At 51.0% G+C, this 15,803-nt stretch carries 16 protein-coding genes; 12 read left to right on the top strand and 4 right to left on the bottom strand.

Annotated elements, in window-relative coordinates; all coding sequences use genetic code 11:
• Positions 1–2: 2 nt before the first annotated feature.
• From CODIS_RS12010 to CODIS_RS11985, 6 genes are all read left to right on the top strand, one after another.
• Entirely contained in the window at positions 3–473 is a 471-nt protein-coding gene (locus CODIS_RS12010) for a hypothetical protein (RefSeq protein WP_069125275.1), read from the top strand.
• 2 nt (positions 474–475) lie between these two features.
• Entirely contained in the window at positions 476–1,228 is a 753-nt protein-coding gene (gene dsrO, locus CODIS_RS12005; RefSeq protein ID WP_069125272.1) for a sulfate reduction electron transfer complex DsrMKJOP subunit DsrO, read from the top strand.
• Positions 1,229–1,250: 22 nt separating this feature from the next.
• Positions 1,251–2,438: an NrfD/PsrC family molybdoenzyme membrane anchor subunit gene (gene nrfD / locus CODIS_RS12000; protein WP_069125270.1), complete on the top strand. Its 1,188-nt coding sequence runs from the start codon at positions 1,251–1,253 to the stop codon at positions 2,436–2,438.
• A gap of 142 nt (positions 2,439–2,580) precedes the next feature.
• Positions 2,581–3,972, top strand: a complete 1,392-nt coding sequence (locus tag CODIS_RS11995) for a cobyrinate a,c-diamide synthase (RefSeq protein ID WP_069125501.1) — start codon at positions 2,581–2,583, stop codon at positions 3,970–3,972.
• A 34-nt stretch (positions 3,973–4,006) separates the two neighbouring features.
• Positions 4,007–4,327 (top strand): HesB/IscA family protein, encoded by a 321-nt coding sequence (locus CODIS_RS11990; RefSeq protein ID WP_069125267.1) that lies wholly within the window; start codon positions 4,007–4,009, stop codon positions 4,325–4,327.
• Between the two features lie 77 nt (positions 4,328–4,404).
• On the top strand, positions 4,405–5,511 hold the full coding sequence (locus CODIS_RS11985) for a sulfur reduction protein DsrS (protein WP_069125264.1): 1,107 nt from the start codon (positions 4,405–4,407) through the stop codon (positions 5,509–5,511).
• On the opposite strand, the gene CODIS_RS11980 is transcribed toward CODIS_RS11985, so the two are convergent.
• From CODIS_RS11980 to grxC, 3 genes are read right to left on the bottom strand one after another with little or no spacing between them, the layout of a single operon-like run.
• On the bottom strand, positions 5,508–5,927 hold the full coding sequence (locus CODIS_RS11980; RefSeq protein WP_235615203.1) for a hypothetical protein: 420 nt from the start codon (positions 5,925–5,927) through the stop codon (positions 5,508–5,510). The two genes, CODIS_RS11985 and CODIS_RS11980, sit on opposite strands and share 4 nt — an antisense overlap.
• A gap of 49 nt (positions 5,928–5,976) precedes the next feature.
• Positions 5,977–6,387: an RNA-binding S4 domain-containing protein gene (locus tag CODIS_RS11975; RefSeq protein WP_069125260.1), complete on the bottom strand. Its 411-nt coding sequence runs from the start codon at positions 6,385–6,387 to the stop codon at positions 5,977–5,979.
• A complete protein-coding gene (gene grxC / locus CODIS_RS11970; protein ID WP_069125259.1) occupies positions 6,384–6,647 on the bottom strand; it encodes a glutaredoxin 3 in 264 nt (87 codons plus the stop codon). The genes CODIS_RS11975 and grxC overlap by 4 nt, the downstream gene beginning before the upstream one ends.
• Positions 6,648–7,087: 440 nt before the next feature.
• On the opposite strand from grxC, the gene pepN reads away from it, so the two are divergent.
• The 5 genes from pepN to CODIS_RS11945 all read left to right on the top strand — a co-directional run bounded on the left by pepN (position 7,088) and on the right by CODIS_RS11945 (position 13,927).
• The gene (pepN, locus tag CODIS_RS11965) at positions 7,088–9,751 is read left to right on the top strand and encodes an aminopeptidase N (RefSeq protein WP_069125256.1); all 2,664 of its coding nucleotides are present in this window, start codon (positions 7,088–7,090) and stop codon (positions 9,749–9,751) included.
• Positions 9,752–9,846: 95 nt separating this feature from the next.
• Positions 9,847–11,400: a CHAD domain-containing protein gene (locus CODIS_RS11960; protein WP_069125252.1), complete on the top strand. Its 1,554-nt coding sequence runs from the start codon at positions 9,847–9,849 to the stop codon at positions 11,398–11,400.
• Positions 11,397–12,140, top strand: a complete 744-nt coding sequence (locus tag CODIS_RS11955; protein ID WP_305782112.1) for a ParA family protein — start codon at positions 11,397–11,399, stop codon at positions 12,138–12,140. The genes CODIS_RS11960 and CODIS_RS11955 overlap by 4 nt, the downstream gene beginning before the upstream one ends.
• Positions 12,141–12,168: 28 nt before the next feature.
• Entirely contained in the window at positions 12,169–13,095 is a 927-nt protein-coding gene (locus CODIS_RS11950) for an ABC transporter ATP-binding protein (RefSeq protein ID WP_069125245.1), read from the top strand.
• A gap of 55 nt (positions 13,096–13,150) precedes the next feature.
• On the top strand, positions 13,151–13,927 hold the full coding sequence (locus CODIS_RS11945) for an ABC transporter permease (protein WP_069125242.1): 777 nt from the start codon (positions 13,151–13,153) through the stop codon (positions 13,925–13,927).
• A 116-nt stretch (positions 13,928–14,043) separates the two neighbouring features.
• Here CODIS_RS11945 and CODIS_RS11940 read toward each other — a convergent pair whose 3' ends face one another.
• A complete protein-coding gene (locus CODIS_RS11940) occupies positions 14,044–14,472 on the bottom strand; it encodes a rhodanese-like domain-containing protein (RefSeq protein ID WP_069125241.1) in 429 nt (142 codons plus the stop codon).
• A 426-nt stretch (positions 14,473–14,898) separates the two neighbouring features.
• Between CODIS_RS11940 and CODIS_RS11935 the strand changes: the two genes are divergently transcribed.
• Positions 14,899–15,786 carry a lysophospholipid acyltransferase family protein gene (locus tag CODIS_RS11935; RefSeq protein WP_069125240.1) on the top strand — a complete coding sequence of 296 codons (888 nt, stop codon included), beginning with the start codon at positions 14,899–14,901 and terminating at the stop codon, positions 15,784–15,786.
• The last annotated feature ends 17 nt before the right edge of the window (positions 15,787–15,803 follow it).

The raw sequence follows: 15,803 nt of genomic DNA, 5'->3' as shown, positions 1-15,803 counted from the left end.
AGATGCGTAGTTCTCTCATCAGCAAAAGACTCCTCATCATACTGCTGGCTGGTCTGCTGTTACCCGCCATGCAGGCCATAGGTGAGAGTCGATATGTAACCAAAAATTCCAAGGCAGCCTCGTTGGATAGCTGTGTGGCGCCGACCGACGAGATACGTCGCAACCATATGGATTTTCTCCAGCATAGCAGGGACGATACGGTTATAGATGGAATACGTGGTTTGAAATACAGTCTTTCCGAGTGCATCGATTGCCACGCCTCAAGGGATTCCAGCGGCCAGGCTGTATCGGTCACCAGTGAAGGCGAATTTTGCCAGGCTTGTCACGGTTACGTTGCGGTGAGCCCCGCTTGTTTTCAGTGTCATCGTACGACACCGGCGGAGAGTGGAGGGGGAGATTCGCTTGGTTACCATTCGGATGCGCAGACCCATGTCTGGGATGTGCAACAGCCTGCTGGCAGACAGAGAGACTGATCATGAGCAATAAGAGTGACCAGCCGAGTGTAGACCGCCGCCAGTTTATCGGCGGAACCGTAGCAGCTGCCGGGGCGTTGACCCTGGCGCCTGGTGTCATTTTGCATGCTGCGAGCGAAAAAGGTAAGGCACCTTCGGGGGCGTCCGGCAATCACCGTTGGGGTATGCTGATCGATGCCAATAAGTGTGCCGAGGGTTGCAGTGCCTGTGTTGAGGCCTGTAACAACGAACATGGCCTGACCGGGTTTGACAGACCAGCGACTGATGCGGTGTGGATCCGCCCGGTCAAACTGAAAGACAAGCAGACCGGCCATGTTAATCGCCTGGTTATGATGTGCCAACATTGTGAACACCCTCCATGCGTCGATGTCTGTCCCACCAATGCATCATTCAAACGGATTGATGGTGTCGTGCTTGTCGACCGCCACCGTTGTATCGGTTGTCGCTACTGTATGATGGCGTGTCCCTATAAGGCGCGCTCCTTCGTGCATGAGGCACTGACTGATCAATCGGTGAATGCGCCCCGTGGGAAGGGGTGTGTCGAGTCCTGCACCCTTTGTGTACACAGGATTGATGCCGGTGTTATGCAGACGGCCTGTCAGGAGGCATGCGACAAGGAGGGTCATTCAGCGATTTTATTTGGTGATTTGAAGGATCCGAACAGCGAAATCAGTCGGGTTCTCAAATCTCGCAACTCAGTACAGATCCGGGCCGACCTCGAGTTGAATACCGGTGTTCGTTACCTCAACCTGTGATCTGTAGGGAGCTTGGAATCATATGAGTAAGATGTACTACCGCGAGCTCTACTGCGGCTCACCTGTCCGCTTCTGGATGGGCTTGGCACTGCTCGGTGCATTTATCGCCGTGGGTCTGGGCGCTGCCTATTTCATGGAACATCAGGGCCACTGGGTCACCGGTATGTCCAACCAGATCGTGTGGGGCCTGCCACACGTCTTTGCCATCTTTCTGATCGTGGCCGCATCGGGTGCATTGAACGTCGCTTCCATCGGCTCTGTTTTCGGCGGTCCACTGTACAAACCGTTGGGTCGTTTTTCCGGCCTTTTGGCGATCGGGCTGCTCGTAGGTGGCTTGATGGTGCTGGTTCTCGACCTTGGCAGGCCCGACCGCTTGATCGTTGCCATGACGGAGTATAATTTCAAATCGATCTTTGCGTGGAACGTTATCCTCTACAGCGGGTTCATTGCCATAGTCGCTGTCTACCTCTGGGCGATGATCGACCGCGGTATGGAGAGATTTAAGCGTCCGTTGGGTTTTGCAGCCTTCTTCTGGCGCATTGCGCTCACCACGGGTACCGGGTCCATTTTCGGCTTCCTGGTGGCTCGCGAGGCATACGATGCGGCGATCATGGCGCCAATGTTCGTTATCATGTCTTTCAGTTACGGCTTGGCTTTCTTCATTATTACCCTTATCGCCGCCTATATGTGGGGCGACAGAGAGCTTGGCGATCTGCGCCTGACCCGGCTTAAGAACCTGCTCGGTGTATTTGTCGGCGCAGTGCTCTATTTCGTGTTGGCTTATAATCTGACGAATCTCTATGCAACCCAGCATCATGGTATCGAGCGCTTCATCCTGTTGGATGGGGGTATCTATACAGTGATGTTTTGGATTGGCCAGATACTCATTGGCAGCATTATTCCGCTTTTTCTGATCTATTCGCCTGCCTTTGAAAAGTCCCGCTGGGCAATCGCGGCGGCCTCGGTTGCCGTGCTCATCGGAGGATTCTTTCAGATCTATATCATCGTCATAGCGGGACAGGCTTACCCAATGAATCTGTTTCCAGGCAAAGAGGTAATCGAATCCGGCTTCTTCGATGGCCAGGTCGCAAACTATATCCCCACATTTCCCGAGGCCGCTCTGGGTGTCGCAGGTATTGCCGTAGCACTGGCTTTAGTGGCGATCGGCGCGCGGATTATCAAGGTATTTCCCGAAACCCTCGAAGACTGACCCTTCAGACGGAATTACTGCTGAAAATCCATCACCGCTTGCCGGTGGTGGATTTTTTATCTACAAGGTAGGATGGTCTCCTGTAAAGGGTATACCAACCTGCCCCTGTTGAGTGTGATTGATCCTCTATCGATGGTTTCCTGTGTCAGCGATATATCTATCAGCCGCCCATAAATCCTCCGGCAAGACAACTCTGGCCATCGGTCTGGTCAGAGTTTTGATCAAACGTGGAATCGCACTACAGCCATTCAAGAAAGGACCTGACTATATCGATCCTTTGTGGCTCTCCGCCGCCGCAGGCAGGGATTGCTATAATCTTGATTTTTACACACAGACCAGAGACGAGATTCTACATAACTACGCCAATTATATGAGTGGCAGAGAGATGGCCCTTATTGAAGGTAATAAGGGGCTTTTTGATGGTGTGGATATCGAAGGCTCCAACAGCAACGCCGCGATGGCGGCCTTTTTAAACACGCCGGTGATACTGGTCATCAACTGCCGTGGCATGACTCGAGGCATCGCCCCGTTATTGTTGGGTTATCAGGCATTTGACCGGAACATCGAATTAGCAGGTGTGATTCTTAATCAGGTTGGGGGGAGCAGGCATCAATCCAAGCTGATACAGGTCGTCGAACACTACACAGATATTCCGGTGTTGGGCACTATACAGGCAGACAACCGGCTGCAGATCGATGAGCGACACCTGGGATTGATTCCAAGTAATGAGAGTGAGACATCAGAGCAGATTATCCAACTGCTGGCAGAAACCGTTGAGCAGCATGTCGATATTGAAAAAGTGATTGAAATTTCGGCGAAATCCTCAATGCCCCCCATCAATACCACACGAACTTCGTCCTATTCACTGCCAATAAATCCACTTAGAATCGCTATTGCACGTGACAAGGCGTTTGGCTTCTATTATCCGGATGATCTGGACAAGTTTCGTGCACTGGGTGTGGAGTTGATAGAAATCGACACTTTGAATGATAAAAGACTACCTGAAATCGATGGTCTTTTCTTAGGTGGAGGCTTTCCGGAAATGGCCATGGAGGCGCTCGAGGCGAACCGCCCGATGCGGGATGCGATTTCGGAGTATGTGGAACAGGGTGGACCGGTGTATGCGGAGTGCGGTGGTTTGATCTATCTGACCCGAAGCCTTACCTGGGGAGCCAAAAAATGTAGAATGGTTGGCGTGATACCGGCTGACACCCGGATGTACGAAAAACCACAGGGTAGGGGTTATGTGCGTTTGCGTGATACCGGCAGGGGGCCTTGGCCCCAGCTGGCGGAGGATGAAACGAATCGGCTGATCCATGCGCATGAGTTCCACTATTCATCGCTGGAGTCCTTTGAATGTGATGAAAATGATTTTATGTACCGGGTGGAGCGTGGCGCTGGTATCAACGGTGAGTTTGACGGTTATATCTACAAAAACCTGCTGGCGAGCTATACGCATATGAGAAATGTGGGCGGAAACAATTGGGTTCAGCGATTTGTGGCGCATGTGGATGCGTTCAAAAACAAGGGATAAACTACTGTAACTGAAAAATTCAAACAGGTGACAGATGTTTAAGATAACACCTCGGGCAGCGCAACAGATACAACAGGCGGCAAAGATGGGCGGCACCGAAGGTATGGCCCTGCGTTTCGCCGCACAGAAGAAAGAGGATGGCTCATTTGACTATCTGATGGGATTCGACGATGCCAAGGATGACGATATCCAGTTCGATTCCGAAGGGGTCAGTGTGATTATGGAGCCTGAGTATTTCTCCCTGCTCGATGAGACAACCATGGACTTCACTGAATTGGACGATGGAGAGAGCCAATTCATTTTCATCAATCCTAAAGACAGCAACTACACGCCTCCGAAAGAACCTGTTCAATAGAACAGACAGCCTAAACATGATTATGCGTGGAATGAAATTCCCGTTGGCTTCGAAAGAAACAGGAATTGTTGTCTGATATGGAGCTGACGAGTGAGGATTCGCTACGCCTGAATGTGTTGCTGGCAAACAAGCCGCAAGCGATACGCATTGACGAATCCTCCATGACCCTGTTTGGATTGTCTGAAAGGGGTGAATCCAGAATAATCCTCAATCCCAATTGCCGTGACGACCTCTATCTGCGCATGGTGCGTGAGCTGCTGTCCGGCCATGTGCAGGGCTCTCCCGGCGGTTACCCTGTCTATCTCAAGCGCTGGAGCCGCATGGGTCAGACCCGTGACGATAATCTCGAACAGTTGCTGCTGCTAGGTGAGCCTGAAGCAGTGGTGGCCTTTACCTGTGCCAAGGGCATAACCGACGAGTTGGCCAGACGTGCCTGGTGGATCAGCCAGGATCCTGACAATGCGCGTCGAATGCTGGATAACCCACAGATCGTGGACGGCAGCATGGGGCCGGAATTGGCCCGGTTTCTACTCGACTATCTCCCCTTTGAAACTGAATCGATAGTGATCATTGAGAGCTTACGATTGATATTGCAGCCCGGTCTGATCAGTGAAGAGGAGAAGGTCAGTCTGTGGAAGCGCTGTCAACGCAAACCGACCTACTATCTTGGTTTTCTCGCGGCATTGCCCGACGATCTGCCTGTGGAGTCGGTGCCAGGGGCTATGACTGGTCATGAGAAGGCCGCTCTGCTTTCACTGTCGGAACAGGGTAATCCCTTTGCCGCACAACTGTTACGGATCCACTCATCACCCGGCCAGGGTTTCATATCCACCGTGCTGAAAGTTATGGAGAAACCAGCCAATCAGGATGTTGTGGCGACACTGCTCGATGTGGTTCGTGGATATCTGCAATCACTTCGGCCAACAGGTGATCCCGATCTGACCCTGGAAGAGCTTGAAGCTGAAGCGGATGGATTGTGCAGTGATGCATTTGTTGCCTGTCGCGACGCTGTCAGCCGGCGGGAGACAGAAATACGCAGCCTCTATCTATTGTCCGGCCTTGGCTATGGGATCGTCAGGCCGGTTTTGTCCAATACCGATGCGATAGGCTCACTGATGCGTAGGAAACTGGCACCAGTATCTGAACGGTTGAAGCAACTTCTGCAGCGATTTCAGGGTGGTTAACGGGGATTACCACGCTGCCTGCCTTTATAGGCGGATACCTGCTGAATGAGGGTTTGGTACGGCAGATTCTCCAACCGCCCATAGAGTGTCGTAGCCTTGTTGATCAATTCAAAGATATCGTCGATAAGTTCAGGTATAGGGTGATCCGGGTGTATTGCAGTGAAGAGACCCCGCAATCCCCCCACCTGAAGCCGCATCGCCTTGCCATGAGAAAGAACTGCCTTGTCATCGTTTGATTTCAGGGCAAACCTGGCCTGATGACGGAGTGTTTCCAGCAGTTCCTGGCACTGTTGCAATGCTTCATCTGAAACGCAATGAACACCCTCACGCTCAGCGATACAGAGTTTTTTAGATTGTGAACAGGTGCAATGGCGAGACAGGATACTTTTTTCATAAGCACAGATGCGCTCATTCATCTCTCGATATGTTCGACGGAAAGCATCCTGGTCCATTGCTAGGCCCTAGTTAATTGGATTTTCCGGTGAATCGGTGAATCATACGCCGCTGCTTCTTGTTGGGTTTGCCATGATCCGTTCTGGGCGACATCGAACGTTCGAGCCGCTGTACCTCTGTTATCTTTTCCCTGCGCTCGATACTTTCTGCCGTTTCATCATAAAAACAGCGCGCCTCTGATGCCGGTCTTCTTTTAGTCGCTAATACCCGCACCGTTATATCCCACTCCAAGGCGCCTTTGTGGATTCGCAGTTGCGATCCTGCTTTGATCTCCTTACCGGGTTTGGTCCGCTGGCCATTGAGATGCACTTTACCGCCGTTAATCGCTTCTGAGGCAATCTGGCGGGTCTTGAAAAAGCGTGCAGCCCATAACCACTTATCCAGGCGGACTTTTTGGGGTGCTTGATCATGGGATTGATTCATTCCTCTGATCTGCCCAGTAAGAGATCGAGTTGACCCGATATTTCCAGCGATGCGAGGTCATCGTAGCCACCAACATGATAGTCATCAATGAAAATCTGCGGGACAGTATGCCTGTTGCTGCGCCGCAGCATTTCCTGCATCACTTCATGGTTGTGTTCGATGCGAATTTCCTCATAGGCGACACCTTTATTTTCCAGCAGATGCTTGGCACGAACACAATAGGGGCAGATGGCGGTTGAATACATGACGACATTTGGCATAAAACCCTATTCCTCGGCAACAGATTGCAAGTATATTATACCTAACTATTTGTAAAAAAAGGAAAATAAAAAAATATTATCCATCCTGTCTATCCTATCAGCAGAAGAAAACAAGTTCTACGACAGGGACAAACGAATGGTGTTTATATTACTTTAATCATATAGATTAGCAGATCAGTATAGTGGTAATAGCGGGCACCTCCATCCACTATTTGATCTGTTTGGCTGTCGCATTCGCGAGTGGCAATGAGTTTGATTATCCATACATGATTGTTTGTGGCGCCGGAATCGCAGGGACTCCCTCAGCCGCTCAAAATCAGCCAATAACACAGCGTTTATCATCCCAGACTATTATAGGAAAATGAATGGATTCAGGCCTGAATTACTGAACCGACTCTCTGTTCCCGGCCTGTAGATCTCAGAATAGGTGATACCAACCGATGCGAACAAAAAACGCCAAAACCATCCATTTAAAGGATTACCGTCCACCGGATTACCTCATTGATGAAGTAGAGCTGGTTATTAATCTACAGGATGAGTCGACGCATGTTACGAGTCGATTGCATATTCGAAAAAATCCGGCCAGTGAAGCCATCAAACCTGAGTTGAAGCTGGATGGTGAAGCATTGCAGCTGCAAAATATTGAGTTGGATGACCAGCCACTCGGGAAGGAGGCCTATCAGGTTGATGAGAGATCATTGACAGTTCCCAATGTGCCGGAGCGTTTTACCCTGACCACGCAGGTTGTTATCTATCCGCAACAAAATACCAACCTCGAGGGTCTCTATCGGTCAGGCGGGCTCTATTGCACACAGTGCGAGGCCGAGGGTTTCAGGCGTATCACCTACTATCTCGATCGACCGGATGTGATGGCACGCTTCAGTACCACCATCACGGCCAGCCAAACTGATTACCCTGTGATGCTTGCGAATGGGAATTGTGTCGATGAGCGGGAGCTGGAGGATGGCCGCCACCAGGTGAGTTGGAAGGACCCCTTTCCCAAACCCTGTTATCTGTTTGCCATGGTTGCCGGCAATCTACAATTTCAGCAGGATTGCTATACCACCTGTTCCGGCAGGGAAGTCGACCTGCGGATCTATGTGGAGCCCGAGAACATCGATAAATGCGGTCATGCCATGAGCTCATTGAAAAAGGCCATGGCCTGGGATGAAGCGCAGTATGGACGTGAGTATGACCTGGATATCTATATGATCGTGGCGGTGAACGATTTCAACATGGGCGCCATGGAGAACAAGGGCCTCAATATATTCAATTCAAAATATGTGCTGGCCCGCGCCGATACCGCCACGGATAGCGACTACCAGGGTATCGAAGGCGTTATCGCCCATGAGTATTTCCATAACTGGACGGGTAACCGGATCACCTGCCGCGACTGGTTTCAGCTCAGCCTGAAAGAGGGGCTGACCGTTTTCCGTGATCAGGAGTTCTCGTCTGATATGGGATCACGCGGGGTCAAACGAATCGAGGATGTGCGCCTGTTGCGTAACCATCAGTTCGCCGAAGATGCAGGTCCGATGGCCCATCCGGTGCGTCCGGACAGCTATATAGAGATCAACAATTTCTACACTGTGACGGTTTATGAGAAAGGGGCTGAGGTGGTGCGCATGCAAGCGAATCTTCTCGGGCCCGGCCTCTTTAGAAAGGCAACGGATCTCTATTTTCAGCGCCATGACGGCGAGGCCGTCACCACCGATGACTTTGTTCGGTGCATGGAGGATGCCAGTGGCCGGGATCTGAGCCAGTTTCGTCTCTGGTACAGCCAGTCGGGTACGCCGGTGCTCGAGGTGGAAGCCGAGTATAAAGTACAGCAGAGCAGCTATCGACTCCGATTCCGCCAACACTGTCCGGATACACCGGGACAGCAGAATAAAAAGCCCTTCCATATACCGCTTGAAATTGCCCTGCTGAACAGCGAGGGAAGAGAGCTGCAGTTGCAGTTGCGGAATGAGGCGGAACCACAAGGTACCCGGCGACTGCTTGAACTGTCTGAAGCAGATCAGCAGTTTACCATTGTCGGCCTTGATGAAAAGCCTGTACCCTCCCTGTTGAGGGGATTCTCGGCGCCGGTGAAGCTGCGATACCCTGCGACAGATGAGGAGTTGATGTTTCTGATGGCCAGGGACACGGATCCTTTCAATCGATGGGATGCTTCCCAGGCACTGGCACAGAGAACCCTGTTGAATCTGGTGGCTGACTATCGAGCAGGTAAGACCCTGGAGCTGGCTGAAGGTCTGGTGAAGGCCTTTGAGACCGCGCTAAGCAATGAGACCGCGGACAAGGCGCTGTTGAGTGAAGTATTGCAGCTTCCCGGTGAATCCACATTGGGTGACCAGATGGAGGTTGTCGATGTAGAAGCGATTCATCATGTCAGAGAGTGGCTCAGGCATGCATTGGCCAGCCGCTTACGCCAGCGCTTGTTGGCGGTCTACCAGCAGAATGGGTCTCAATCTCCATACGATATTGATCCGGTATCCATAGCCCGGCGAAGATTAAGAAATCTGGCCCTGGACTATCTTATGCAATTGCATGAACCGGAGATCCACAAGCTCTGCTTTGAGCAGTTCGAAAAGGCAGACAACATGACCGACGTGATGGCGGCGCTCAGCAGTCTGGCGAATACCGATTGCCCCGAGAGGGATCTCGCTCTAGCCGCCTTTGAGAAGCAATGGATTGGTGAGCCGCTGGTCATGGACAAGTGGTTTGCGGTACAGGCGAATTCCCGCCTGCCCGGGACATTGCAACGGGTTCGGGCGTTGATGAACCATGCCGCCTTTTCCCTGCGGAATCCGAACAAGGTTCGCAGTCTCATCGGTGTCTTCTGCAGTATGAATATCAGTGCGTTTCACAAGATTGACGGATCGGGTTACGCATTTCTGGCAGATCAGGTCATCACGCTTGATAGATTGAATCCGCAAATAGCAGCCAGGATGATGCGGATCATGAGTCGTTGGCGTCGTTATGACGATCAGCGCCAGGCATTGATGCACGCACAATTCGAGCGTGTCCTGTCGCACTCCGAGATTTCGAAGGATGTCTATGAGATAGCCAGCAAATCCCTGGCAGAAGCCGCTGATGATCAATAAATGAAAAGGTGGATAGGGAACGGTTCTGACACTGACGATTGTCACATCCAGCCGGGTCAGTTACTCTCTTGGTTTATTAAATCTGAGGTTGTCCCATGGCACAACACCCACTTACCTATATGCTACCTGATGAGCTCGATCTGGATGGGCTTCAGAAAATTCTCTCTGAAACCTATCGTTTATCTGTAGATTCCCCGGTCAAGGTGAAACAGATCTATTTTGATAGTTTTGATTGGCGTGTCTGGCAGGCAGGCGGTGAGTTGCTCCAAGAACAGGGGGAAATGAACAGGCTGTGTTGGGTGAACCGGAAAAGTCATCAACAAACTGCCTGCCAATCCATCGAATCGCCTCCCGGATTTGTACAGGATATTCCTCAGGGTCCTGTCCGGGAATGCCTGGTGCCGGTGTTGGAGATGCGTGTATTGTTGCCGATGGTGAAAATCAATCAACAACGATACACATTACGCATTTTGGATGCTGAAGAGAAGACGGTTGTCAGGGTTATTTTGCTGAAGAATCAGTTCAGTGCGGTCAAGGGCAAAATGAAGGGTGATTTGGATGGCCGGATCGTGCTGCAGCCGTTGAAGGGCTATGAGACTGACTTTCTCAAGCTCAAGCAACAATTCGCGTCACTCAAACTCCGGCCATCGGAACAGAGTCTGTATGAGGATGCGCTGCTGGGTGTCGGACGAAAAGCGGGTGATTACAGCTCCAAGCTCAATTTCAGACTCGATCCCGATGCGCCCGCCCATGTGACGGCTCGACTGATCATGCTCAGCCTGCTGAATACCCTGGAAGCCAATATCGATGGCACCAGGGCAGATCTGGACAGTGAGTTTCTGCACGATTTGAGGGTTGCCACTCGACGTACCCGTTCTGCCATGAGCCAGATAAAAGGAGTATTTGATCCGCAGCAGCTGGAGCCTTTCAAACAGGCCTTCGGCTGGATCGGACAAATTACCGGCGAGACGAGGGATCTGGATGTCTATCTGCTGCACTATCCGGACTATCGCGCCTCCCTGCCAAAGACGATTCAAAAGGATCTTGATCCTTTTCATGCTTTCCTGCAGCAGCACCATAAACTGGCACAGGCCGGGCTGGTGAAGAAAATCAACTCCCCCCATTTCAGAAAGAATCTGAAAGCCTGGCGCAGTTGGCTGCAGTCCCCGGGAGGGGAGAGTGATCAGACACCCAATGCGATGCGTCCTACGGCAAACCTCGCGGACAAACGGATTGGAAAACTCTACAAACGGGTACTCAAAGATGGTTTGAACATAGGGGACGATTCGCCCGCAGAATTGCTTCACGAACTCCGTAAGGATTGTAAAAAGCTGCGTTACTTAATGGAGTTCTTTCAGAGTCTCTACCCCAAACCTGCAATCCGTGAGTTGATCAAGGCACTGAAGGTGATACTCGACAATCTGGGCGAGTTTCAGGATCTGGAGGTACAGGCCAACTCATTAGAGAAGTTCGGAGAACAGATGTTGGAAGAGGGTGCGCCGGCGAGTGCACTGATGGCGATGGGCATACTGGTGGGCAAGCTGTTGGAGAGACAGGAGCGGGCGAGGGCGGCCTTTGTTGATCTCTTTACCGATTTCAGCAGCGAATCGAATCGAAACGCCTTTCAACAGTTGTTTGGAGTGAGATGATGCATATCATCGGGGTCTATAACATTAAGGGTGGAGTCGGAAAAACAGCGACAGCCGTCAATCTCTCCTACCTTGCCGCAAGGCAGGGTTACCGTACACTGATTTGGGACTTGGACCCCCAGGCGGCCGCAACCTTCTATTTTCGTATACAACCGAAGGTTAAGGGCGGTAAAAGGCTTGTTAAGGGCAAGCTCGATCTGGACGATGTGGTCAAGGCGACAGATTTCGACAATCTCGATATGCTGCCTGCGGATTTCTCCTATCGCAATATGGATCTGCGACTGGAGGACGCGAAGAAACCCACCAAGCAGTTATTGAAGCTGATACGCCCGCTTTCGAAGACCTATGACTACGTCTTTCTTGACTGTCCGCCGAGTATTTCTCTTGTTTCGGAGAATATTTTCCGCGCCGCAGAGGGACTGCTGTTACCGTTGATACCGACCACGCTCTCAATGCGCACTTACGATCAGCTCCTCGATTTTTTACAAGGTCACCGTATCACCGGATTGAAGTTAATGCCGTTCTTTTCCATGGTGGACCGGCGTAAGCGGATGCATCTGGATATTATGGAGAACTTCCCGGATGCTCAAGGTGAACTGCTGAAGGCACAAATCCCCTATGCCAGCGACGTGGAGAGGATGGGAATTCATCGAATGCCTGTACAGGCGTTCTCCCCCAACTGTTTTGCGGCCAGTGCCTACCAGGCATTGTGGATGGATGTACAGAATCGTCTTGACTAGTCTCTGATGGCGCCTGATAAAAAAGACTGTGTCTGCCCTTGTTATAAATAAACTTCACAAGACCTACCGCAATGGGTTCGAGGCCCTCAAGGGAATCGATCTCAAGGTTGATGAGGGAGATTTTTTTGCTCTGTTGGGGCCGAACGGTGCCGGTAAGTCCACCGCTATCAGTATCATCGCCTCCCTGATAAACAAAAGTGCCGGTGAAGTCGTGATCTATGGCCATGATCTGGATAAGGAGAAGGATCGGGCCAAGTATCTGATCGGCCTGGTACCCCAGGAATTCAATTTCAATATGTGGGAGCCGGTGGTGGAGATCCTGGTCAATCAGGCGGGGTATTACGGGATTCCACGCAAGTTGGCATACCAGAGAGCCGAGGCGTCATTGGAAAGATTGGGTCTATGGGAAAAGCGTAACACCCAGTCTCGATGGCTCTCAGGAGGGATGAAACGCCGATTGATGATCGCCAGGGCCTTGGTGCACAAGCCGAGACTGTTGATCTTGGATGAGCCGACAGCCGGTGTTGATATCGAAATTCGTCGTTCGATGTGGCGTTTTATGCGTGATATCAACCAGCAGGGGACAACCATTATTTTGACGACCCACTACCTGGAGGAGGCAGAGAGCCTGTGCCGCAATATTGCTATTATCGATCACGGACGAATCGTCGAACAGACCAGTATGTCGAGATTACTGAGTCAATTGCATATCGAGGTTTTTCTGCTCAATCTCGCATCACCCATCGACAGGCTGCCCGATCTGCCGGGCTATCGCGCAACTTTGATTGATAGTGAAACCCTGGAGGTGGAGGTGATACGTGAACAGAGCATGAACCAGTTGTTCGGGCAGCTCACGCAGCAGGGTATCGAGGTTGTCAGTATGCGCAACAAACAGAACCGTTTGGAACAGATGTTCGTCGACCTGGTCGACCGCTCCAAGCAACAGCAGGTGTGACCGGTGGCAGTATCGGGCCTCTGAAAACATCAAACAATATGGGATACGACACCGTATGAACCCCTGGCGAGTCTACCGAATCGCATTTCAGACGATTGTGACCAAGGAAGTGCTGCGCTTTATGCGAATCTGGGTACAGACACTGCTGCCACCTGCCATAACCACCACCCTCTACTTTATCATCTTTGGCAAGCTGATCGGTGAGCGGATTGGTGAGATGGACGGTTATCGCTATATCGATTTTATCGTCCCTGGCCTTATCCTGATGTCGGTGATACAGAACTCTTATGCCAATGTCGTCTCATCATTTTTTGGTACAAAGTTACAGCACTACATTGAAGAGTTGTTGATTGCTCCCGTACCCCACTGGGTGGTGTTGGGCGGATACGTGGTTGGTGGTGTGGCGCGTGGCACTATGGTGGGTATCCTGGTTACGATCATATCGCTGTTGTTTACGGATCTGGCAATCAACAGTTACGGTTTGACGCTATTGGTTTTTGTTCTTACATCCATCCTGTTTGCCCTGGCTGGCTTTATCAATGCGGTTTATGCGAAGAGTTTTGACGATATATCTATCGTGCCGACCTTTGTCTTGACGCCACTGACCTATCTTGGTGGTGTGTTCTACTCTATAGAGCTGCTTCCGGAAATATGGCAGCAGGTATCACTGGCCAATCCAGTGCTCTACATGGTCAATACATTTAGATTCGGTATCCTTGGCGTTACGGATATCGATGTATCGTTGGCAATGATTATTATTCTGGGATTCATCGTCCTATTGACGGGGTACAGCCTGGTATTGCTGTCCCGTGGCGTCGGTATAAAGGATTAGTGTTAACAGGCCCTAGTGCAGGAGACTACATAGGTTGGCATTTTAGCTGACTATGTCTATGAAGCAATCTTGCACTGCTGAACAAAGTACCCCGTAATCAAGCGGATGTAAGATACTCAACACTGTTCCCAGGGTAAATCATGGTATCGCCAACCACCCAGAGTGCTGCGGTGATGATCGTCATCCAGATCACCTTCAAATCCCTCATCGATATGAAACACACGCATAAATCCTCCTTCGAGCAGCACCTTGCCCGCTTCAAGGGAGCGTTTGCCGCTGCGGCAGATGAGGATCACGGGTGCACAACCCTCGTCAATGGTACAGATACTGCCGCCTAGCAGGAGTTTTCTTATATCGGTGACAAAGTGGGGGTTTACCGTCCACTCCGGTTCGTCAATCCAGGGTACATGAACAGCCCCTTTAGGATGTCCCACAAAGAGAAACTCCATGCTGGACCTGATGTCCACTAGAACGGTACGCGGATCGTCTTGCATCATCTGCCATGCTTGTTGTGGTGTGAGATTGTGGAGTCGAGAATCACTCATCAGTAATATCCTATCGGTTCACTCATTATTCATATCACTACATGGTAGATGGTTTGGCTATGAAAGCAATCCGCTTTAGCCATATGAATTTCCGAATATCAATAGCACTTTGCCAAAACGGATGGGTAAAAATCATGATTAAGGACGGGCTGTACTTGCATGTCAATATCCTATGAAAAAATTATCACCATGATTGAAGAAACACAAACCCTCCCGGCAAGGATGTTTTTTAAGGGTTTCTGTATAAATTTGCAATTGACTTGTTAAACGCATACCACGACATCAATTGATTTGGGGTTTGTTTGCGGATAATCATATTTTCCCATGATCACTGATGGGATTCGCTCCGGTGAGTAGCCATAAGTTTTCGATATGTAGAATTTAGATATTCAGGCTGGTTAACACTTTTGTGTACAATCCTCCATCATGTCAAAGCACCCTCTATATCCGATCTGGCGAGTTTCCGGTTATCTGCCGTTGAACTGGCTGCACCGAATCGGCCATCTCCTGGGTCGTTTTTATATCTGGTTGCCGAACCGGGAAAAACGCTCAACGGAGGTCAATCTTCGTCTCTGTTTTCCCGAAAAGTCCGATAGGGAGTTGGGTCAGCTGCGCGATCGCTCAATCAGACAAATGGGCGCCACACTGATGGAAATGGCTGCAATTTGGTTCACGCCCACTGAGCGTGTATTGGGTATGATCAAACAGGTCAGCGGTTCAGAGCAGCTCGTGAGAGAGGAAGGGCAGGGTTTGGTAGTTCTTCTTCCACACCTGGGTTGCTGGGAGATTATCGGACTTGAGCTGCCGACTCATGAACAGGTGACTTCTCTCTATCGTCCCCCCAGAAACCGCGCCTACGAAACTTTAGTCAGGCAGGCCAGGGAGCGTAGCGGGGCGAAACTGGTGCCGACAGACACCTCGGGTGTAAAACAGATTTATCAGACACTGCTGGGGGGTGGCGTTACTTGTATCCTGCCTGATCAACAGCCCAGGTCTGATAAAGGGGCTGTGTTTGCTCCTTTCTTTGGGGTGCCGGCATTGACCATGCTGCTGACCAATCGATTAGTCAGAAAGACAGGCGCAAAAGTGATTTTCGCCTATGCCGAGCGGCTTTCTGCCGGTGCTGGCTACCACATTCACTATCTGCCAGCGGATGAGAGAATCAGGGAAGCTGATCCGGTGGTGGCAGCGAGCGCGTTGAACCAGGGTATCGAATCGATCATCCGTGAATTGCCCTCCCAATACCAGTGGTCCTATAAACGCTTCCAAATACAACTGGACGGCAAGCAGTCGCCCTACCGCAGAAGCCGTTGAGATTCTGCCTGTACCAC

The sequence above is a fragment of the Candidatus Thiodiazotropha endolucinida genome (assembly GCF_001715975.1).
GTDB lineage: Bacteria > Pseudomonadota > Gammaproteobacteria > Chromatiales > Chromatiaceae > Thiodiazotropha > Thiodiazotropha endolucinida.
The sequence above is the reverse complement of the archived record's forward strand: the minus strand, read 5'-3'. Positions and strand labels throughout refer to the sequence as shown.